This window comes from Synechococcus sp. KORDI-52 (assembly GCF_000737595.1).
Taxonomy (GTDB): domain Bacteria; phylum Cyanobacteriota; class Cyanobacteriia; order PCC-6307; family Cyanobiaceae; genus Parasynechococcus.
Genome location: NZ_CP006271.1, coordinates 1,711,648 through 1,731,508 on the forward strand (window position 1 = coordinate 1,711,648; position 19,861 = coordinate 1,731,508).

The following is a 19,861-nucleotide window of genomic DNA, read 5'->3' on the forward strand; positions in this document are numbered from 1 at the left end:
CCATGGCCGTGTTTGACCCTGATCTGCAGCCCTCCAGCGACCGCGGCCACCTGCTCACCGAGCAGAGCAACCAGCGCAGTTCACACCTGGATCAACTCGACACACTCGCCCTGGTCGAGTTGTTCGCGGACGAGGATCGCCGCCCCCAGGAAGCGGTCGCCGCGGCGGCCCCGGCCCTGGCCCAGGCGGTTGATGCCGTGGCCGAGCGTCTTCGTGCCGGTGGTCGCCTCTTCTATCTAGGTGCTGGCACCTCCGGTCGGCTGGGGGTGCTGGACGCCGCGGAATGTCCGCCCACCTTCTGCAGTGATCCCCAGCAGGTGCAGGGGGTTCTTGCCGGTGGTTCCGCCGCGCTGCTGCGCAGCTCCGAAGGGCTTGAGGACATTGAGGCCGCCGGTCGCTCGGATCTCGAGGATCGGGGCTTCTGCGCCAAGGACTGCCTGGTGGGCATCGCTGCCGGCGGCACCACCCCCTACGTGCGCGGTGGCTTGGCTTTTGCGAAAGGCATGGGTGCTCTGGCCATTGCCATGGCCTGTGTTCCGAGGGACCAGGCACCTCTTCCCTGCGACATCGACATCCGCCTGCTCACGGGCCCTGAGCTGCTGACGGGATCCACCCGGATGAAGGCCGGAACCGCCACAAAACTGGCGTTGAACACCCTCTCCACCGCTGTGATGGTGAAGCTGGGCAAGGTCTATGGCAATCGGATGGTGGATGTGGCCGCCAGCAACAGCAAGCTGGTGGACCGTTCATTGCGGATTCTTCGTGATCTGGCTGGTGTGAAGCGAGAGCAGGGATTGACGCTGCTGAAGGAGGCTGGTGGATCGGTGAAACTCGCCCTGTTGATGGCAGCTGCCGCGTTGTCGGTGGATCAGGCCGAAGCCCTTCTTCAGCAGCACAACCAACAGCTCCGGCCTGCCTTGGTCGCCTGCGGCGCTCAGCTGGACGAGGCGTGATCGAAGGGGCCCCAATAGGGAGCGGTGAACAAATCCAGGTTGGACCGGGTCTGCGCCGGGACTTGATCTTTGGGGGTAATCAAGGCATCGGCTAGGGCTGTATGGGCCGGCGAGGAGGGAGGGTCCTGGCTGAGCCGCTGCATCAATCCACTCAGGATCGGTTCTGTGGCTGAGGCATTGGCCTGAAGGTTTCCGATCAGCATGTCCACGGAGACGGCCTCGTGATCCTCGTGCCAGCAGTCGAAGTCCGTCACCATGCTCAGGGAGGCATAGGCCACTTCGGCTTCCCGGGCCAGGCGAGCCTCGGTGTGGTTCGTCATCCCGATCACCGAACAGTCCCAGGAGCGGTAAAGCCTGCTTTCGGCCCGGGTGGAGAAGGCTGGACCCTCCATGCAGAGATAAGTGCCACCGCGGTGAAGTCGTTGACCCTCAGGCAAATTCTGCTCCGCGGCATCGGCCAGAAGGGCACTCAACCTGGGGCAGAAGGGGTCCGCAAGGCTGACATGGGCCACACAGCCGTTTCCAAAGAAACTGGCCGGCCGATCACGGGTGCGGTCGATGAACTGATCGGGCACGACCATGTCGCGCGGGTGCAGATGGCCCTGCAACGACCCCACTGCTGAAAGCGAGATCAACCAGCGCACCCCCAGCGACCGCATGGCCCAGATGTTGGCCCGGTAAGGAATTTCACTGGGAAGCAGATGGTGATGGCGGCCGTGGCGAGCCAGGAAGACGGTCTCAACCCCTTCGAGCTCTCCCAGTCGCAGATGATCGGATGGTGCCCCGAAGGGTGTGTCGACCGTACGTTCCTCAACCTGGCGTAAGCCGGGGATCGTATAGAGGCCGCTGCCGCCGATCACACCGACGCGGGCTTGAGAGAGGTTGAGCATGGTCGGCGTCTCTTTACACTCCAATTTTGCTCGCGCCACCATGACCAAGGCCTTGATGGAAACTGAAGCAGGCCTGATCGAGCTCGAGCTGTTCGAAGCCGATGCGCCGAACACTGTTGCCAACTTCGTGAAGCTGGCCAAGGACGGCTTCTATGACGGACTTGCCTTTCATCGCGTCATCCCCGGCTTCATGGCCCAGGGGGGATGCCCCAACAGCCGTGAAGGCGCCCGCGGCATGGCTGGAACCGGCGGTCCCGGCTACCAGATCGATTGCGAGATCAACCAGCAGAAACACCAGGCCGGCACCCTGGCCATGGCCCATGCCGGTCGCAACACCGGCGGCTCGCAGTTCTACATCTGCCATGAGGCTCAGCCCCACCTGGATGGCGTGCACACCGTTTTCGGTCACACCGGCAACATGGACGTGGTGCTGAAGCTGGCCAACGGCTCCAAGATCAACAAGGTGTCGATTCAGGACGGCTGATCAGCTCCGGGTCCAGTGCAGCAGTGACGGGCCGTTTTCCAGAAGTCCGTCATTGCTGCTGTTCAACAGATCCTTGAGCTGACGTTCCACCCGCTCCAGGGTCTGGGGAGGATGCAAGGCCATCCGTTCGGTAGGCACCCGCATCAAACCCACGCGTTCTGTGGCCGCCATGGAAGCAATACGGCGGATCACGGCTGAGGCGTCAGTCGTATCAGGGGATAGCTTCCAAACGAACTGCGGCCGGTCCCAGAGTGCCAACAAGCGTGGTTCGTGCAGCGGCTCAAGACTGAATCCACTTGAGTGCGCGATGGCTTCCACCTGCAACCTCACGGTTGACCAGTGTTCCGGCCCGACGTTCACGGCCAAAGCAAGAACCATGCATGGATTTTCTGATTCGAACAGATGGCCGAGCTTTTGTCGCTTGGTCTCCAGATAACCGGCGTTATGGGCGCCGGGGTCCATCACCAGTGGCACCCGCTCCTCCACCTGCAGGCCGTAGCCACCGAGGCCGGCGATTTTGCGGGGGTTGTTCGTCAGCAGCCGCAGCCGGTGGATGCCCAGGTCGGAGAGGATCTGAGCGCCGACGCCGTAGTTGCGCAGATCAGCCGGGAAGCCGAGCCGCTCATTGGCTTCAACGGTGTCGAGCCCCGCTTCCTGGAGGCTGTAGGCCTTCAATTTGTTGATCAGGCCGATGCCCCGACCTTCCTGGCGCAGGTAGACGACCACACCCTCGCCTTCCGCCTCGATCTGGCGTAGGGCAGCCTCGAGTTGGGGCCGGCAGTCGCAGCGCAGTGAGCCGAAGGCATCGCCCGTGAGGCATTCGGAATGCATGCGCACCAAGACGGGTTCGCTCAGGGAATTGGGCTCACCCTTGATCAGGGCAACGTGTTCGGAGCCATCCAGCTCATTGCGGTAGCCCACCGCTTGAAAGCTGCCGAAGCGGCTGGGCATCTGGGCCTGGGCCATGCGGCGAACGAAGCGCTCGTTCTCCAGCCGGTAGCGGATCAGGTCGGCAATGCTGATCAGCTTCAGACCCCAGCGATCGGCGTAGCTGCGCAGTTCCGGTAACCGGGCCATGGAGCCATCGCTGTTCTGGATTTCACAGATCACCCCAGAAGGGCTGAGGCCCGCCAGCTGAGCGAGATCCACGGCGGCTTCGGTATGACCAGCCCGTTTGAGCACGCCGCCGGCGCGGGCGCGCAGGGGAAAGATGTGCCCGGGGCGGCGCAGTTCAGCCGGCCGAGTGGCTGGATTGAGGGCCACCTGAATCGTGGCGGCGCGGTCCTCGGCTGAGATGCCGGTGGTCACCCCATGCTCAATGCCGGCATCAATGCTCACGGTGAAGGCCGTTTCATTGGCATCGGTGTTGCGGTCCACCATCAGCGGCAGATCCAGTTCGTCCAGCCGCTGCCCCTCCATGGCGAGACAGATCAGGCCCCGTGCCTCGGTCGCCATGAAATTGATCGCTTCCGGTGTGGCGAACTGGGCCGCGCAGATCAGATCGCCTTCGTTCTCCCGTTGTTCGTCGTCCACCACGACAACGCACTCCCCATTGCGGATCGCCGCAAGGGCGTCGCTGATGGCATCAAACGCGATGGGTGCGTTCGCGGGGTCAAGGGAACTGGGTTTCAGGAGCCTGGTCGCCGGGAGATGACTTCATTATTGATCTCTGTACGATCAACCGTTGGCTGGTTGGTTCAATGGCAGGCAGGACAACGTCGGCGGTTGAAGCGATGGCAACGGTGAAGGGCGGACGGGTTGCAGTCATCGGGGCCTCCGGTTACGGCGGCTTGCAGACCATCCGTTTGCTTCAGGGTCACCCCGGTCTGTCTGTGAGTTTTCTCGGCGGTGAACGCAGTGCTGGTCAACGCTGGAGCTCCGTCTGCTCCTTTCTGCCTCTTCCGGATGACCCAACGGTGGAATCGGCGGATCCGGATCGGATTGCGGCCTGTTCCGATTTCGCTGTTCTGAGCCTCCCCAACGGCCTGGCCTGTCAGTTGGCACCGCAGCTGTTGGAGCGGGGTGTGCGGGTGGTGGATCTCTCCGCCGACTTCCGTTACCGCTCCCTGGACCAGTGGTTGCAGGTCTATGCCAAGGAAGCCGGCTCCCTCAACCGTCAGGACGCTGAGCTCTGCAGAAGTGCCGTCTACGGCCTGCCGGAATGGAACGGCCCCGCCATCGCTGACGCGACCCTCGTTGCAGCTCCAGGTTGCTTCCCCACCGCCAGCCTGCTGCCCCTGCTGCCGTTCCTCAAACAGGGGCTGATCGAGACCAGCGGCATCATCATCGATGCCAAGACGGGCACCTCTGGCGGTGGGCGGGTGCCGAAGGAGGCGATGCTGCTGGCGGAGGCCTCGGAATCCATCGCGCCCTATGGCGTGATCGGTCATCGCCACACCTCTGAGATCGAACAGATGGCGATGGAGGTGGCTGGCCAGGACGTGCAGCTTCAGTTCACGCCGCACCTCGTGCCGATGGTGCGTGGTCTGCTGTCCACGGTGTATGCCCGCCTGCGTGATCCCGGTCTCACCGCCGAGGATTGCACCACGGTTCTTGATGCGATCTACCGTCACCACCCCTGCGTTGCAGTTCTGCCGGTGGGCACCTATCCCGCCACCAAGTGGGCGCGCCACACGAACCGTGCCCTGCTGTCGGTTCAGGTGGACACCCGCACCGGCCAGCTGGTGTTGATGAGTGCCATCGACAACCTGATCAAGGGTCAGGCGGGGCAAGGCGTGCAGTGCCTCAACCTGATGGCGGGCCTTGCCCCCGAGACGGGACTGCCGTTGCAGTCGTTCTATCCCTGACGCCAGGTTGGCCTTAGCTCAGCCAGTGCTCTGGGAAGTAGCAGGTGTTCCTGCTCCTGAATCCGTTTGGAGAGCTTGGCGTGGTCATCCCCATCAAGAACGGGAACGGCGGCCTGGGCCAGGATCGGGCCGGCATCCAGCTCTTCGGTGACGATGTGTACCGTGCAGCCGGTGACTTTCACCCCGGCCTGCAGGGCCTGCCCGATGGCGTCCAGACCACGGAAGCTGGGCAGCAAGGAAGGGTGGATGTTGATCAGGCGGTTCGAGTAGCCACTGACCAACACATCAGTGACGATCCGCATCCACCCCGCCATCACCACTAGCTCCACCTGGTCGGCCTGAAACAGGCGCACCAGTTCGCCGTCCAGCTCGCGTCGGTCCTGGATCAGGCGATGGTCGAGCACCGAGACGGGAATGCCGAGACGCTCCGCCCGTTGCTGGGCACCACAGCTCGGATTGTTCACCACCAGCCGCCGGATCCGCGCGTTGAGATGCCCGGCTTGTATCGCCTGGGCCAAGGCCTCGAAGTTGCTGCCGCTTCCGGATGCCATCACCCCCAGCTGCAGCGGGGCCTGGTCAGCTCGAATGTTGTGGCTAGGGTCAGTCAAAGCGGGGTCCGGTCCATGTCCCATCTCTCCATCCTGCCGACTGTCTTCACCGACCTCGAGCGTCTGGTTCAGGCCCTTTCTGATGAGGGCTTCACGGTGGAGCGATCGACCGAATTGCAGGGATTCGCGGACGACTCCCATGCTGTGGATCTGCTCGCGTTTCAGGGCTCAGCCATGCCCTTGGGCTGGACGCAGCAGGAGGACGGCACGATCGTGATGCATGGCGACATCCAACGGATCAGCCGCCAGCCGGGGCTTGAACAGCGCTTGCAGCGGGTGACCCGTCGCTATGCCCTGCTCCATGCCATGGACCAGGTGCGCCTCGGTGGCGTGGGTTCCGCCGAGCTGACCCTGCAGACCCGCTGACGTGTTCGAACCGGTTCAGATCCGGCTCGATCTGAGCCATCCCGAAACGCAGACGGTCGGTGTGTCCATCCAGTGGACACCTCAGACCCAACGCCAGACCTTCCATCTGCCGGTGTGGACTCCGGGGTCGTACACGGTGCGTGATCACGCCCAGCACCTGCACAGCCTGCAGCTGTTGGCCAACGGTGAGGAACTGCCGGTGCATCGGATGGCGCCGCACCAGTGGCTTTGTGATCTGCCGGACCTGAGCCCGCTCACGCTCAACTATCAGCTTGAGGCCCGGGATCTGACCGTACGCACCGGGTTGCTGGATCCCGATTTCGCCTCGCTCTGCCTGGCCGCTGTGGCCATGGACATCGACGGCTGCCGCTGGTCACCACACCACGTTGCCGTGACGGCCCCGGAGCACTGGAATGTGCATCTGCCGCTTGAGGCCATCGCTGAAGGCTGGGTCGCTGCCGATTTCGATGCCCTCGTGGACAGCCCGCTGCATGCGGGGCCCTTTCAGGCGGAATCTTTCACGGTGGAGGGCAAACGCCATGAGCTGCTGCTGATCGGCACGCCGCCGATGGGGTGGCCACCGAGCTTCATCAGCGACATCGAGAAGGTGTGCAGTGCCACTTGTCGTTTGCTGGGAACCCTTCCGCCGGCGGGGGACCGCTACCAGCTGGTGCTGCAACTGCTCGATCAGGGCTATGGCGGCCTGGAACACGATCACAGTGCTGTGCTGCAGTTCAGTTGGTCGGCGCTGGCCAAGCCCAAGGGGTACCGGCAGCTGTTGCAGCTGATCGGCCATGAATATCTGCACCAATGGAATGTGAGGCGGCTGCGGCCCGTTGAGCTACGTCCCTACGACTACGGCCAGGCGGTGATCACCGAAGGGCTCTGGTTTGCCGAGGGAATCACCAGCTATTTCGACCTCAGCCTGCCCCTGCTGGCGGGTTGTTCGGATCGGCCGACCCTGCTTAAGGATCTGGGGGAGGAGCTGTCCAGCGTGCTGATGTCACCCGGTTGTTCAATCCAGTCGCTGGCGGCCAGTGCCCGTGAGGCTTGGATCAAGCTTTACAAGGCAACGCCAGCGTCCCGGGACAGCCAGATCAGCTACTACCGCCTTGGTGCTGCGGTGGCCTTCTGCCTGGATGTGCGCCTGAGGCAGCGCGGCCACTCCATGGCCGCCATTCTTCGGGATCTTTGGTTGAGCCATGGTTGCCAGGCCCGCGGCTACACCCGCGGTGACATCAAGGCCGCCTTGCTGCGAAGGGATGCCGAACTGGCGACAGATCTGGATCAATGGCTCGACAAGCCTGAGGCGCTGCCCTTGATCGCTTGTGTGGAGGCCCTGGGGCTGCGCATGGATCCGGTTCCGCTCAAGCACCTCGATCATGGACTCACAATCAAGAATGGAGAGGGCGCCGCCTTGATTCAACGGGTGCGGCGCAACAGTCCCGGGCAACGGGCTGGGCTCGTGGTTGGCGATGAATTGTTGGCGATCAATGGCTACCGGGTCCGCTGTGTCAATGATCTCCCGGTTCTGCTCGAGCAGCAGGTCTGTGTGAGCGTCACCTATGCACGACGCAGCCTCCTTAAGGAGACCCAGATGTTTCCTGACCGAGGTGTGGACCATTGGACGTTGGATTGGGATCCTGGGTGCACAACGGAACAACGTCAACTGCGGGATCGATGGTTCGAGATCGTTTAAGTCGTTGTTGGATCGGACTGCGGCACCGCGTCCATGAGCACCGGGCGCTCTCGCTCACTGCTGCAGCCGCGGGCTCGTTGGCGTTGGGTCTGCTCGGCTGGGTGTTGGTCGATCACGTGGGTCTCTCCCATGCCGGGGTTCGGCCGTCTCTGATGGAACTTCTCGAGCAGATGGGTGAGGAACAAGATCGCCCGCGGGACGAGAACTCCTCCTCCTTATCGCCGTTACCGCCGAAGTCACGATCATGGCGCTCACCACTGGCTCGCCAGTGCTCTGATATCGACAACGGACTCAGGTCCCGTTTGAACAAACTCGATGCCCGCTCGAGCTCATGGAGGGCTTTCGTGAAGATCGATCCCACCAACTTCGGTGAGCGACACGACAAGGATGCCTTCGGTCGTCGAATCGATGCCACGCCTCGGGTTGTGGTTCTGCACGAGACTGTTTATTCGCTGACCTCTGCCTTGAACACCTTCATGACCCCCCACCCAAGGGATGAAGATCAGGTGAGTTACCACACGCTGGTTGGCCAGGATGGTCGTGTCCTTGACATCGTGGATCCGTTGAAGCGCGCCTATGGCGCCGGATTCTCCGCTTTTCTCGGGGAGTGGGCGATCACCAACAAGAAGCTCAAGGGCTCTGTGAATAATTTCGCTTTACATCTGAGCCTGGAAACACCGCCTTCTGGAGCCAACGCCAATGGCTCCCATGTCGGCTACACCACTCAGCAATACGACGCGTTGGCGTTGGTCTTGTCGGGTTGGATTCGCTCCTTCAATCTTCCACCAGCAGCGATCACCACCCATCGCCATGTGGATCTCGGCGGTGAACGGGGTGATCCACGCAGTTTTGACTGGTCGGAACTTCAGGCTCGGCTGGCTGCCCTTGGCGACCTCTGCGTGACTTGAATGTCGTTACCGTTACATCTCAGCTCAAGCCGCCGTTGACAACGTTCACCAGTGAAGATCTCGATCGGATCATCGAAATGGCTTGGGAAGACCGCACTCCCTTCGAGGCGATTGAGTTTCAATTTGGACTCTCCGAGCCCCAGGTGATCGCTCTGATGCGTCAACAGATGAAAACGTCGTCATTCAAGCTCTGGCGCAAGCGTGTGAGCGGGCGTCAAACCAAACACGCCGCCACCTGCCGCTCCAATCGGTTTCGGGCCAGTTGCCACAAATAATTGAGTGCTGCGACGAGAGTCGTTGCAGGTCATGCGCAGAGTTCTTTTGATGCTTCGGATGACGTGGGGCCAGAAGATGTATTGCAGCAACAACTAGGGGCTTGACCGCAGGCAATGAAATCCCCTGAACGTATTCAAACCGTGATGTCGGGATTCGGTTGGCGGCCGCCGTAGATCAGCCCGTGCAATTCAGGGTCTTGCATGTAACCGAGCACCCGAGCGGGGTAATCCAGTTTGCCGTTATGCAGATATGTGAGGGTGGCGATCGCCTTGGCATCCAGATACGAACGACTCGCCTGCAGCATCAGGGTTTCTGGCAGACCAAGGGCCACCTTCAGCCGCTGGAACTTTGCCGCCAGCAGGGTGATGTTCATCTCGGGATCCAGCAACTGATTGCGGGCCCAAGTGATCTCTTCCTGCGTGGGGTTCGCCGGCAGTCGATTTTGGTGGATCAATTCTGAGATGCCGATCTGGGCTGGACCGTGTGTTTTGACCAGACCGGAATGGGCGATGAACGGCAGGCTCTCACCAGGCTTTGAATGCTGAATCTCATCGAAGAGAACGGCCGTGATCAACATTGGATTGACCTGATGCGTTGCCGATTCGCGAAGAATGACGGGCTTCAGTTCGCGCAGGCGAACCAACGTTTGTGAGCGCAGGGGTTGGAGCTGATCAACGCCGCTGGTGAACAGTTGCGCCAGCTGAGTTTGGGGCCCATGCACGCCGAAGCGTCGTTGCAGAAGTTTGAGTTCTTCCGGTGAGAAGTCTGTTGGTTCGAGCCTGTCCTCCATCACCACAGGTCCCTGATCATCACGATCGGCAATGGGATGCGACCACTGACCAACGAGGCAGAAGCTGGCTGCTATTGCCAGCAGTGCCGTTGTCCAACGCAGTGGATCAGGCATGGGGGCTGGAATCGTGATCGGCGAAAGGTGACATGAAACTAGCTTGGGTGTCCTTTTGCGTGGGCATTCGGTCAGATCCTGGATACGTTCAGCGTGTCTGCAACGCCCTCCCGGCATGAGCTTCCCGGATTTCAGCGCCTCCGACGCTCAGATTCAATGGCAGCGGTTCTGTGATCTCGGCTGGTACCACGATGATCTTGGTGTCTGGCTTGACATCAGCCGGATGCATGTCAACGCCGCGGACCTTGAGCAGCTGACGCCGCCGATGGAGACAGCCTTCACTGCCATGCAGCAGTTGGAAGCAGGAGCCATTGCCAATCCGGATGAACAGCGTCAGGTGGGGCACTACTGGTTGCGCACTCCCGAGCTCGCCCCCTCTTCAGAGCTGCAGCAACACATCTCCAGGGAAATCGATCTGATCGCTGCCTTCGGGCGCGATGTGATCAACGGGACAATCAAGGCACCCAACGGTGAAGTCTTCACCGATGTGCTCTGGATCGGTATCGGCGGCAGTGGTCTGGGACCTGCCTTGATGATCAAGGCTCTTCAGAAGCCCTGTGAAGGGCTCCCGTTTCACTTCTTCGACAACGTTGATCCCAACGGGATGAGCAACGTCCTTTCTGGGTTGGAGGGACGCCTGGATCGCACTTTGGTGGTGACGGTGAGCAAGTCGGGGGGCACCCCAGAACCGCACCTCGGCATGGAGCAGGCCCGCTATCGTCTCGAGTCTGCCGGCGGCAAGTGGGCCGGTCAGGCCGTTGCCGTGACGATGCTTGACAGCAAGCTGGATCAACAGGCCCAGGCCGAGGGGTGGCTCAAACGCTTCGACATGTTCGACTGGGTCGGTGGCCGCACCAGCATCACCAGTGCCGTTGGTTTGTTGCCCGGGGCCCTGATCGGTTGCGACATCCGTGATTTTCTCGCCGGCGCGGCACAGATGGATGCCGCCACCCGCACCCCGGATCTGCGCCGCAATCCAGCGGCCCTGATGGCTGCTTCATGGCACGTGGCCGGTGGCGGTCGGGGGCAGCGCGACATGGTAGTTCTGCCTTACCGGGACCGCCTTGAGGTGTTTAGCCGCTACCTCCAGCAGCTGGTGATGGAATCCCTGGGCAAGCGCCTTAATCGCAACGGTGATGTGGTGCACCAGGGCATTGCCGTCTACGGCAATAAAGGCTCCACCGACCAGCATGCCTACGTGCAGCAGCTGCGCGATGGCGTCGACAACTTCTTCGCCACCTTCGTCGAGGTGCTTGAGGACGTCAGTGATATCCCCATGATTGACGGAGAGTGCCCCGGCGATTTCCTTGACGGATTCCTGCAAGGCACCCGCTCAGCCCTTACCGAGGGTGGGCGCCAGAGCATGACGATCAGCATGCGTTGCTTTGATGCCCGTCGTCTTGGCGCGCTGATCGCCCTTTTCGAGCGTGCCGTCGGCCTCTACGGCGAACTCGTCAACATCAACGCCTACCACCAGCCCGGCGTTGAAGCCGGCAAAAAAGCAGCTGCAGCGATTCTTGACCTGCAGGGTCGTGTGGAAGCGATCCTGGCCGATGGTGTCGCCCGTTCCGCTGATGAGATCCGCATGGCTCTTGGGGATGGAACCGACGAATCCATCTTTTGGATTCTGCGTCACCTCACCGGCAATCAGCGTGGCTTCAATGCCCAGGGAGACTGGAGCAAACCCGCCTCCATACGTTTCAGCAAAAGCTGATTGCGATGGGGATCAGGGCACCAGGTTGACCAGTTTCCCGGGAACAACAATCACCCGCCGAGGGGCGGCTCCTTCCATCCATTTCTGCGCCACATCACTGGCCAGGGCCAACCGTTCCAGCTCCTGCTTGTCGGCTGAGGCGGGTACTTGCAATTTGCCTCGCACCTTTCCTTTCACTTGGATCACCACTTCAACGCTGTCCTGCACCAGGGCCGTCGGATCCAGAAGCGGCCAGCTTTCACGGTGCACGCTGCCGCTTCCCCCCAGACGGCTCCAGAAGTCCTCCGCCAGATGCGGCGCGAACGGAGCCAGCAGGCGAACCAGACCTGAAAGCGCCTCTTGCAAGACCGGCGTACTGAGAGCGTCGACGCCTGTGGAACTGATGGCATTGGAGAGCTTCATCAACTCGGAGATCGCCGTGTTCAGCTGAATCTCGTCACTGAGGTCTTCGCTGACGGCTTCGATGGCCAGGTGCAACGCCCGACGCACGCCGCTGTCGGCATCATTCAATTCGCTCGGACGTTGCAGCGGCTCCAGAGAGTCGATGCGGAAAGCACCCGCCTCAACCAGGCGCCACAGCCGTTGCAGGAAACGGAACTGGCCTTCAACATCGGCGTCATCCCACTCCAGATCCTTCTCCGGGGGTGCCTTGAACAGGATGAACATGCGGGCCGTGTCTGCGCCGTAGCGATCAATCACCGCCGCAGGGTCGACACCGTTGTACTTCGATTTCGACATCTTCTCGAACAACACCTCGAGTTTGTCTCCGGTGTTGGGGTCCTGGGGATCTTCGGGATCTGCCACGTCCGCTGGAGCGATGTACTTGCCGGTTGTCGCATTGCGGTAGGTGACGCCCTGCACCATGCCTTGGGTGAGGAGCCGTTCAAAGGGTTCGTTGATGTCGATCAGGCCGCGATCCTTCAACGCCTTGGTGAAGAAACGCGCATAGAGCAGATGCAGGATCGCGTGTTCGATGCCACCCACGTATTGCTTCACCGGCAACCAGCGGTTCACCGCCTCCTTGCTGAAGGGTTTCTCGCTGTTGTGGGGATCCGCGAAGCGCAGGAAATACCAGGAGGAACACATGAAGGTGTCCATGGTGTCGGTTTCCCGCTTGGCCGGCTGGCCGCAGATTGGGCAGGACACGTTGACCCAGTCACTCTGCTGACTCAGGGGCGAACCGCCTTTGCCTGACAAATCAATGCCCCGGGGCAGTTCCACCGGAAGATCCTCGCGCGGCACAGGAACAGCCCCGCAGTCATCGCAGTGGATGACGGGAATCGGGCAGCCCCAGTAGCGCTGACGCGAGATCAGCCAGTCGCGCAGGCGATAAGTGACCTTGCTGCGGGCCCAACCCTGCTCGGCGCCGTGGCCGGTGATGGCGCCCTTGGCCTCGCTGGAGGCAGTGCCATCGAAGACGCCGGAGTTGATCAGGTTTCCGGCATCCGTCCAGGCCTGACCGGCAGCGATGGCGTCAGCAGCTCCCTCGGCATCGATCACCTGCTGGATCGGCAGATCATTCGATTGGGCAAACGCGATATCGCGTTGGTCGTGGGCCGGTACACCCATCACAGCGCCGGTGCCGTACTCGGCCAACACGTAGTCGGCGATCCACACCGGCAGCACTGACCCCGTCAGCGGATTGATCACGTGACTGCCGATGGGCACACCCCGCTTGGGCCTGTCATCACTGGTGCGTTCGATCGTGCTGAGACGAGCCACCTCCTTGCGGAAGGACTCCACCGTGCCCTTCTGTTCAGCGCTGGTGAGACTGTCCACCAGCTCGTTTTCCGGTGCCAGCACCACATAACTCGCTCCAGCGAGGGTGTCGGGGCGCGTGGTGAACACGGTGATTGTCTGATCCTGTGACCCCTCAACGGAGAAGCTAATCTCCGCGCCTTCGGAACGACCAATCCAGTTGGCTTGCATGGTGCGCACCCGTTCCGGCCAGCCCTCGAGGGCATCCAGGTCGTTGAGCAGCGGTTCGGCGTAGTCGGTGATGCGCAGGAACCATTGGTTCAGCTGGCGTTGTTCCACCAGGGCCCCTGAGCGCCAGGAGCGGCCGTCGCCATCCACTTGCTCATTGGCCAGCACGGTCTGATCAACGGGATCCCAGTTGACGGTGGCGTTCTTGCGATAAGCCAGCCCGCCTTCAAGCAACTCAAGGAACAGCCACTGGGTCCAGCGGTAATAGTCGCTATGGCATGTCGCCTGTTCGCGCTTCCAGTCGATCGACAAGCCAAGACGGTCCAGCTGCGCCCGCATCTGATCAATGTTGCGGTCGGTCCACTCGCCGGGGTCAACATTGCGTTCAATCGCTGCGTTTTCGGCGGGGAGTCCGAAGGCATCCCATCCCATCGGGTGCAGCACGGCATGGCCACGCATGCGTTGGACGCGGGCGATCACATCGGTGATCACGTAATTGCGCACATGGCCCATGTGCAGACTTCCCGACGGGTACGGGAACATCGACAGGGCAAAGAAACCAGGCTTTTCACTGTTTTCTTCGGTCGAGTCCACCCCCTCGGCCTTCCAGCTCTCCTGCCAACGCTGCTCCAAGGCAGCTGGGTCATAACGACCGGTCTGGGCACTGGTGTTGACGGCAGGGTTGGCAGCGTTCACGGAACCAGCGCTCGGCAAGGTTGCGATCGTGCCACACGCCTGGTGCTCAACCGAGCGAGCGGATCACGCTGATCTGGCGTCGGTTGATCAGGACAGGCCGACTGGATCCTGGGCGCTCGATGGCCAGAAATTCAGGGTCCTGCCAGATGAGACGCCCTTCGATGGGCTCCTGCCCCAGAACCGCGATGCTGAGGGGAAGCTGTTCCCGAATCCAGTTCTGCAGCAGTCGAACCCCCGGCAGACTTGGGTCGAGGTGCGTTGTCTCCATAGGATTCGAGTGCAATACCGGCCACGCATGCTGCAGTTCAGCAAAGAGTGGAGCCGACGTCAAGAGAACCCAGAACACCACTGATACCAGTTGCTCTCAGCAGGTCCAGGGCATACAATCTGGGCATACACAGCACAAAGTCCAGGTGCTGAGCCTGGTGCTGTCAAAGCAATGCCCAACTACCTGACGAGAAGACAGGGCCGCGATGGCTGGTACTTCCAGCGCCGAGTGCCCCCAGCTTTAACGAAAGAGATCGGCTGTGCCATGTGGCGTAGGAAAGCCGGAACAACCCTTGCTGAAGCGAAGAGGAATGCTGCTGTGTTCCTCCAAGAGACAGAACAACTGATCCAGCAGGCACAAGGTCAGCAACAGACCGACGAGCAGAAGCTCTTATCACTCATCCCTAAGCGTGAAGAGATCCCTGACGACATCGATGCTCACGACCTGATCCAATCCGTCACCAGAGAGCCCACGTACCTGGACAGCAAGGGAACAGTTAATCCCGAGTACCTGAAGCTCTACGAGACGGCCAAGAACGTCCTGGATGGCTCTGCAAGGCCTATGCACACCCCTGAGCAGCTACTGACCCGTGCAGCCCTGCTGAAGGACCCCTCACAGTCCACAGCCTTCGAGTGGCGGCGCTACCTGCTCAAGCTGATGGAACACAGCGGCAAGGAATACATCCAAGAGATCACCAGGGATGACGCCTTGGCTTGGCGTGCAGAGGAGTTGGGCAGGTGTCAGGCATCAACAGTGAAGACACGCCTGAGATTCCTCAATGGACTGTTTGGTGTGGCAGAGGAAGAGGGCTGGGTTCAGTCGAACCCCTTCAAAGACCTCACCAAGCGTGTGAAGGCAAAGCCGAAGAAGAAAGAGGTGGTTGTACTGGACCAAGCCGATCAGAGCTGGCAGAAGCTGCCTCAACACCATCAACTGCTCTGGCACATTCTTAGGTGGTCTGGCGCTCACGCATCAGAGGTGGGTGGACTGCGGTGGGAGGACATCGACCTGCAGGAGGAAGTGATCCACTTCAAGAGCCACGAGACCAGGCCACTGAAGAACTCATACCGAGTGAGGACTGTTCCCATCCATTCACGGCTCCTGCCAATCCTCAAGCAAGAGCAACTAGACGAACGTTGCGAGGGGTTGATCTTCCCCTGGGCCTACAGCGCAAAGCGTGACCGGTGGTGTGAAGCAATGCACTGGCACAAGATCATCGGAGTCAGCCCCAAAGCAACCCATGACTGGGCCGCTACTTGTCTCCGATCCAAGGACATCAATGAGTCTGTGATCGGCAGATTGTTCGGCCACACTCCCAAGACTCAGACAAGTGTTTATGGCGCTGTTGATCTACCAACGATGAGGAAGGCATTGGAACAGTTGACCTAGCTCTCCTCTCAGAATCGTCTCTAACAGGCCTCTAAATTTGCTTTGACTGGGTACAACCAAAGCGCTAAACAGAGGCCTTAGAGAAGCACACAGGCGCCTTGCAGAGAATGTCTAACTGTTCCCAGAATCCTATGGCCAACGCTTACACCTTCACAACACACCTTGATGGCTTCGTGAACGTGCTTCGAGATGCCAATAAATATGACAACAGGTGCTTCAGCTACAAGATCGATGAAGACACCCATGATCAGATCCACGGGGATAGGTGGGAGCTAATCAGATTTGCCAAGGAACAGACCAATGCTAAGAAGCCCTATGAAATACCACTTCCGTGGGATGACGACTTGTGCATCAGATACATCTACAGCGCTGCACTCCCTTCGTGGATCCCTGTGTTCGTAGATGCAGAGGGTAGGGAACTGAACCAAGCCCAGTTGGAGCTGATCAAGAGAGGCTCAAAGGTTGAGCTGTACGTGGAACAGACCCCATTCCTGATGGACACCAAAGTGGCAAGAGCGTTCACGCAAGGGTGGGCACAGTGCTGAGAGTGAAGAGAGTCCGGTGTCTGGACATAGTTGGGACCAGATCCTGGTCACAGGTGAGCAGTCACACCAATAGTTCTCAAGGGAGGTGGGCATCAATGCGCACTGCTGTGGAAAACGCTCCGGTGCGAATCGGCACCGAGAATGTGGAAAACACAGCGTGGCGGAAATCCGCCGCGATCATGCAGAAGCAGTCACTGATCAACCCGATGGACCGCACCCTCTCCGACTTGGTAGGCAGCGCCGTGGTGTTTGACCTGCAGCAACTGCTTGAGACATACCTGCCGGTGGTTGGCAACGAAGGAAGGAATGAACTGATCCAAACCATCAGGACTGCTGCGATGGAATACCTGGATCAGTAGATGATCTGAATCTCTGCGAAAAAGTACCTTGCGCGTTGGCGTAGAACTACTGGGGGTTAGACCCCCTTGATGTTCATTAGGATACATCTTTTCTTTGCAACTGACACAGTGAGTTTCTATGCATGTAAAGATCGTGCGTGCGCACTGACCCACAAATTTCCCTGTCATACCAATGGATCCCACAAACCGTAATGTTCTCGTAAACCCACTGCAGGAGAGGAGATCTCAGCGAAATAAAATTTGCACATTGCTTATAATGCATAAGACGCATACCGGTCACTTAGCATCACCTAGTCACATACCTCGCATACCGACATAGGGTATAAACTACTGCTATGACTATGTTTAGACAATATAAATCTAGTTATAACTTAAAGGCGGGTAAATCAAAAAAAGAGGAGAAGAGACTGTTCCAATCTCTGCTGTGTTCCCTGTGAGGCCACGCTTCGCGTGATGCCACAGGACAACACAACTTTCCTCTGAGGAGATCTTGATCACCATCACCGCAACCCTCTTGATGTTGTGTCTGCTGTGCCCGACGCCGAAGGCGTTATTGCACAGACCACACAGGCTGTTATAACTTCTTTGGGACCAGTATTAAATACATATCACTCATCATCCTCATCTGAGGATTACTCTTGTGTGCTTTCTAAGCCTTCTGTGTGCCCCTCAGGCAAGCGAAAGGGGCGTCTTAGGTATATCTTCAACGTGATATTTCAGGGGCGTTGTAGCTGATCCTGAGAGAAGTAATAAATTCTGTGTCTCTATTGAGGGGTGGATGGTGATCTACATCACAGACCCTCGGTAACTGCACGGGTAAATTCCGTCACCGCCTGTCTTGTCATGAGCTACTGGGAGCAGAACTTCAGAAAGAATCTCAAGCTCATAACCGTGGATGACATCCCATCCGCCCAGCAGCTTCAGGTATCCAAGTGGCTGCAAGTCAGGTGCCATCACCTTCTTGGCGCTTCCAATGACCTTGAGGCTGAATGCCTGATCCAAGAGTTTGACGACTTCGAAAATACTTGCAGCCAGCCATGACCATAAATTTCCAATCATTGGGATGGTATTTGGTCGCAGACCTCCTAGTTATTGGTGCCTTTAGGATCTATGCGCCTGAATTCCTGAGCAAACAAAACACCATAGTTCTATTTATCTCCAGTATTCTTTTATGGATTATCTTTGATATCAAGAAGAGGCGATAATCAGATGAGTAAAAGATTTAGGGTCTCATTCAAGTTTGTGTTTGATCCTAATCCTGCGACATGGATTACACGGTCTTAGACAAATCCCTCTTTTCCTCTAGCGGAGCTGGCCTAACACAAGAGAACAACCATTAGTGAACTGGTCCAGTCCTCCCGCAAAACAAAGATCCGCCAGGGAAAGGTGCTGCTGAACTGATGGCTTTAGATCTGACACCCGTCCAGGCATCCGCCTATCGCTTCACATCTTCGGCAGCAAGAGGCAATACGAGGAACGAGTGGCGCTTCTTCCTGTCCGAGTGCATTTAATTGTTATATTTCAGTCTATCTCTCTCTTGATTCTCTTAAAAACACGTTGTTGAGCATTAGTTATATCTCCGCCTGTATTGGTGCGAGCTTTCGTGCCAACAAGGGGCTTTTCTTGACAATGTCTTTCATTATTTCTATGAATAAAACTTATTTTGTTCTTGCATTTCTTGTAGCGTAAAATGATATTCATGAACAGGTAGCAACTTTGGGATGATCTCATCAATGGTAATCGCTACTTCTTTGGCAATGTCTAACACTTTATTTATCAGCTCAGATTAATTAGGATATTGTGATATTGGCCGCATTTTAAAGTTTTGCACCAGATGTTTTTGCGTATTGTCATGAGCCTGTCTAGCGCCAGACACATTGAAATAGTGCCTTAATTCCGTCTCAAAATTGCCTGTAGGTCTATATCCCAAATATTCAGCCTTAATAACATTGCTTTTAGGGTATATTTTGTCCCAACTAGAAAGACCTGCTGGAGTCAAGACGCCAGTTAAGCCAATGATTGCAATTAATACCTCGTTTCCTTTTGTCTTCTTTTCGGTGCTCATGGTGTCCAGCTCGTCTCATTTTGAAATACAACAACGCTTTGGTGAAATCCTGCGGATGGCGTCCAAACGGATGAGTGCATGGTAAAAACGGAGAACCATCAACCTGACGGCATCAATCAATCGTGGGTGGAATGACCTTCGAGGTGTCGGCACCATCAAAGAGCCTGTTCCCGGCTCCAGTCAGCCGCAGCAGACCAGGGAGGGGGTGACTGGGTTCGTGGGCTCTCCACGCTTACTTTTCTACCCATCTGTGGCGTTTGTCGCCCTAGTCAATATTCAACACACGCGCTAAGTAGGTGTTTTATATATCTATTCAGGCAGCCTTCCGAACAATCTTGCACCAGGAATATTCGGTGAAGGATCGAACCAATACTGCTCAATTAGAAGTAGAAAAGTTTCTAAATCAATCCGTCCAAGTGGTTTGCCCAACATCTCCAACATGGTGTTCAGATTGGTCTCAACCCAGTCACTAGGGTGCCCATAAGCCTCTGCGTAGGCTGCAAGATCATCGGGAACCAACCATCCATCCTGATCCAAATCAAGACATGAGAAAAAGCCTCCAGCGGCCTGTCTAATGAATGCTCGCGCTTTGTCAGGAACCGCTTGAAAGTTGTTCACTACACGTTCATGGGCTTCTACAAACTCGTCTGGTTCTACCTGGCCGTCATTATTTAGATCCCTGTTGCTGTTCTCCTTTTGATAAGTGGCGTAAAGCAGTTTGAGCAGATTGGGGAATGGTCGTTTGTTGTTTCCCCAGCGAGCATCAATTGCATCAGCTACGGGAGCCAGGTCGTCCTCGAATACAAGTTGACCATCACTATTTTTATCGTAAAAACTAAAAAGGTTTCTGTAGCGCCGTTTGAGCTCTGGGTGCATATGAGCGCAAGGGGCGAAGGATTTTTCCATGTGTAGCCAATCTCTTCGCAAGTGGCACAATGCATGTGTGGCATTTGTTGTGGCCTGAAGAGATAACACTCAACGCTCAACGCGCTCTGAGCCATGCA

The 19,861-nt window shown here is 58.3% G+C and carries 20 protein-coding genes; 12 read left to right on the forward strand and 8 right to left on the reverse strand.

Annotation, left to right across the window (positions count from 1 at the left end; all coding sequences use genetic code 11):
- Positions 1-2: 2 nt before the first annotated feature.
- Entirely contained in the window at positions 3-953 is a 951-nt protein-coding gene (murQ, locus tag KR52_RS08760; protein WP_038554817.1) for an N-acetylmuramic acid 6-phosphate etherase, read from the forward strand.
- On the opposite strand, the gene mtnP is transcribed toward murQ, so the two are convergent.
- Entirely contained in the window at positions 935-1,885 is a 951-nt protein-coding gene (gene mtnP, locus KR52_RS08765; protein WP_371257675.1) for an S-methyl-5'-thioadenosine phosphorylase, read from the reverse strand. The two genes, murQ and mtnP, sit on opposite strands and share 19 nt — an antisense overlap.
- On the opposite strand from mtnP, the gene KR52_RS08770 reads away from it, so the two are divergent.
- A complete protein-coding gene (locus KR52_RS08770; protein ID WP_038557135.1) occupies positions 1,884-2,327 on the forward strand; it encodes a peptidylprolyl isomerase in 444 nt (147 codons plus the stop codon). The two genes, mtnP and KR52_RS08770, sit on opposite strands and share 2 nt — an antisense overlap.
- Here the strand turns inward: KR52_RS08770 and ribBA are convergent, their stop codons facing one another.
- Positions 2,328-3,923, reverse strand: a complete 1,596-nt coding sequence (gene ribBA, locus KR52_RS08775) for a bifunctional 3,4-dihydroxy-2-butanone-4-phosphate synthase/GTP cyclohydrolase II (RefSeq protein ID WP_156957682.1) — start codon at positions 3,921-3,923, stop codon at positions 2,328-2,330.
- A gap of 137 nt (positions 3,924-4,060) precedes the next feature.
- On the opposite strand from ribBA, the gene argC reads away from it, so the two are divergent.
- Positions 4,061-5,134, forward strand: a complete 1,074-nt coding sequence (gene argC / locus KR52_RS08780; RefSeq protein ID WP_038557137.1) for an N-acetyl-gamma-glutamyl-phosphate reductase — start codon at positions 4,061-4,063, stop codon at positions 5,132-5,134.
- Here the strand turns inward: argC and purN are convergent.
- Positions 5,125-5,685, reverse strand: a complete 561-nt coding sequence (gene purN / locus KR52_RS08785) for a phosphoribosylglycinamide formyltransferase (RefSeq protein ID WP_038557138.1) — start codon at positions 5,683-5,685, stop codon at positions 5,125-5,127. The two genes, argC and purN, sit on opposite strands and share 10 nt — an antisense overlap.
- A gap of 72 nt (positions 5,686-5,757) precedes the next feature.
- Here purN and KR52_RS08790 point away from each other — a divergent pair, with 72 nt between their 5' ends.
- The 4 genes from KR52_RS08790 to KR52_RS08805 are packed head-to-tail and all read left to right on the forward strand — an operon-like array spanning position 5,758 to position 8,990.
- The gene (locus tag KR52_RS08790) at positions 5,758-6,108 is read left to right on the forward strand and encodes a DUF1257 domain-containing protein (RefSeq protein ID WP_038554823.1); all 351 of its coding nucleotides are present in this window, start codon (positions 5,758-5,760) and stop codon (positions 6,106-6,108) included.
- Position 6,109: 1 nt separating this feature from the next.
- Positions 6,110-7,807: a M61 family metallopeptidase gene (locus KR52_RS08795; protein WP_038554825.1), complete on the forward strand. Its 1,698-nt coding sequence runs from the start codon at positions 6,110-6,112 to the stop codon at positions 7,805-7,807.
- Entirely contained in the window at positions 7,789-8,715 is a 927-nt protein-coding gene (locus KR52_RS08800; RefSeq protein ID WP_038554828.1) for an N-acetylmuramoyl-L-alanine amidase, read from the forward strand. The genes KR52_RS08795 and KR52_RS08800 overlap by 19 nt, the downstream gene beginning before the upstream one ends.
- Before the next feature lie 35 nt (positions 8,716-8,750).
- The gene (locus KR52_RS08805; RefSeq protein ID WP_038554832.1) at positions 8,751-8,990 is read left to right on the forward strand and encodes a TIGR03643 family protein; all 240 of its coding nucleotides are present in this window, start codon (positions 8,751-8,753) and stop codon (positions 8,988-8,990) included.
- Between the two features lie 134 nt (positions 8,991-9,124).
- On the opposite strand, the gene KR52_RS08810 is transcribed toward KR52_RS08805, so the two are convergent.
- Entirely contained in the window at positions 9,125-9,895 is a 771-nt protein-coding gene (locus KR52_RS08810; protein ID WP_038554835.1) for a hypothetical protein, read from the reverse strand.
- A gap of 115 nt (positions 9,896-10,010) precedes the next feature.
- On the opposite strand from KR52_RS08810, the gene KR52_RS08815 reads away from it, so the two are divergent.
- Positions 10,011-11,609: a glucose-6-phosphate isomerase gene (locus KR52_RS08815; RefSeq protein WP_038554838.1), complete on the forward strand. Its 1,599-nt coding sequence runs from the start codon at positions 10,011-10,013 to the stop codon at positions 11,607-11,609.
- 12 nt (positions 11,610-11,621) lie between these two features.
- Here KR52_RS08815 and leuS read toward each other — a convergent pair whose 3' ends face one another.
- Both leuS and KR52_RS08825 read right to left on the reverse strand, forming a co-directional pair.
- A complete protein-coding gene (gene leuS, locus KR52_RS08820) occupies positions 11,622-14,231 on the reverse strand; it encodes a leucine--tRNA ligase (RefSeq protein WP_038557139.1) in 2,610 nt (869 codons plus the stop codon).
- 46 nt (positions 14,232-14,277) lie between these two features.
- Positions 14,278-14,499, reverse strand: a complete 222-nt coding sequence (locus KR52_RS08825) for a hypothetical protein (protein ID WP_038554841.1) — start codon at positions 14,497-14,499, stop codon at positions 14,278-14,280.
- Positions 14,500-14,763: 264 nt separating this feature from the next.
- Here KR52_RS08825 and KR52_RS08830 point away from each other — a divergent pair, with 264 nt between their 5' ends.
- The 4 genes from KR52_RS08830 (at position 14,764) to KR52_RS14965 (ending at position 17,833) form a co-directional block, all read left to right on the forward strand.
- Complete coding sequence (locus KR52_RS08830; protein ID WP_253912361.1) at positions 14,764-15,888, forward strand: tyrosine-type recombinase/integrase; 1,125 nt, start codon at positions 14,764-14,766, stop codon at positions 15,886-15,888.
- A 131-nt stretch (positions 15,889-16,019) separates the two neighbouring features.
- Positions 16,020-16,433 (forward strand): hypothetical protein, encoded by a 414-nt coding sequence (locus KR52_RS08835; RefSeq protein ID WP_038554847.1) that lies wholly within the window; start codon positions 16,020-16,022, stop codon positions 16,431-16,433.
- 95 nt (positions 16,434-16,528) lie between these two features.
- Positions 16,529-16,792 (forward strand): hypothetical protein, encoded by a 264-nt coding sequence (locus KR52_RS08840; protein WP_038554849.1) that lies wholly within the window; start codon positions 16,529-16,531, stop codon positions 16,790-16,792.
- An 843-nt stretch (positions 16,793-17,635) separates the two neighbouring features.
- On the forward strand, positions 17,636-17,833 hold the full coding sequence (locus KR52_RS14965) for a hypothetical protein (protein WP_156957683.1): 198 nt from the start codon (positions 17,636-17,638) through the stop codon (positions 17,831-17,833).
- A 745-nt stretch (positions 17,834-18,578) separates the two neighbouring features.
- Here the strand turns inward: KR52_RS14965 and KR52_RS14380 are convergent.
- A complete protein-coding gene (locus KR52_RS14380; RefSeq protein ID WP_156957684.1) occupies positions 18,579-18,857 on the reverse strand; it encodes a hypothetical protein in 279 nt (92 codons plus the stop codon).
- A 309-nt stretch (positions 18,858-19,166) separates the two neighbouring features.
- Positions 19,167-19,763 (reverse strand): EF-hand domain-containing protein, encoded by a 597-nt coding sequence (locus KR52_RS08855; protein ID WP_253912362.1) that lies wholly within the window; start codon positions 19,761-19,763, stop codon positions 19,167-19,169.
- Positions 19,764-19,861 lie beyond the last annotated feature (98 nt).

Excerpts from the sequence above, each read along its gene's own strand:
- mtnP (WP_371257675.1), bottom strand. The coding sequence starts at position 1,885 with ATGGTGGCGCGAGCAAAATTGGAGTGTAAAGAGACGCCGACCATGCTC.
- KR52_RS08835 (WP_038554847.1), top strand. The coding sequence starts at position 16,020 with ATGGCCAACGCTTACACCTTCACAACACACCTTGATGGCTTCGTGAAC.
- KR52_RS14380 (WP_156957684.1), bottom strand. The coding sequence starts at position 18,857 with ATGAGCACCGAAAAGAAGACAAAAGGAAACGAGGTATTAATTGCAATC.
- KR52_RS08790 (WP_038554823.1), top strand. The coding sequence starts at position 5,758 with ATGTCCCATCTCTCCATCCTGCCGACTGTCTTCACCGACCTCGAGCGT.
- purN (WP_038557138.1), bottom strand. The coding sequence starts at position 5,685 with ATGGCATCCGGAAGCGGCAGCAACTTCGAGGCCTTGGCCCAGGCGATA.
- KR52_RS08825 (WP_038554841.1), bottom strand. The coding sequence starts at position 14,499 with ATGGAGACAACGCACCTCGACCCAAGTCTGCCGGGGGTTCGACTGCTG.
- KR52_RS08815 (WP_038554838.1), top strand. The coding sequence starts at position 10,011 with ATGAGCTTCCCGGATTTCAGCGCCTCCGACGCTCAGATTCAATGGCAG.
- KR52_RS14965 (WP_156957683.1), top strand. The coding sequence starts at position 17,636 with ATGAGCTACTGGGAGCAGAACTTCAGAAAGAATCTCAAGCTCATAACC.
- KR52_RS08800 (WP_038554828.1), top strand. The coding sequence starts at position 7,789 with ATGGTTCGAGATCGTTTAAGTCGTTGTTGGATCGGACTGCGGCACCGC.
- argC (WP_038557137.1), top strand. The coding sequence starts at position 4,061 with ATGGCAACGGTGAAGGGCGGACGGGTTGCAGTCATCGGGGCCTCCGGT.
- murQ (WP_038554817.1), top strand. The coding sequence starts at position 3 with ATGGCCGTGTTTGACCCTGATCTGCAGCCCTCCAGCGACCGCGGCCAC.
- KR52_RS08810 (WP_038554835.1), bottom strand. The coding sequence starts at position 9,895 with ATGCCTGATCCACTGCGTTGGACAACGGCACTGCTGGCAATAGCAGCC.
- KR52_RS08840 (WP_038554849.1), top strand. The coding sequence starts at position 16,529 with ATGCGCACTGCTGTGGAAAACGCTCCGGTGCGAATCGGCACCGAGAAT.
- KR52_RS08830 (WP_253912361.1), top strand. The coding sequence starts at position 14,764 with ATGTGGCGTAGGAAAGCCGGAACAACCCTTGCTGAAGCGAAGAGGAAT.
- KR52_RS08855 (WP_253912362.1), bottom strand. The coding sequence starts at position 19,763 with ATGGAAAAATCCTTCGCCCCTTGCGCTCATATGCACCCAGAGCTCAAA.
- KR52_RS08770 (WP_038557135.1), top strand. The coding sequence starts at position 1,884 with ATGACCAAGGCCTTGATGGAAACTGAAGCAGGCCTGATCGAGCTCGAG.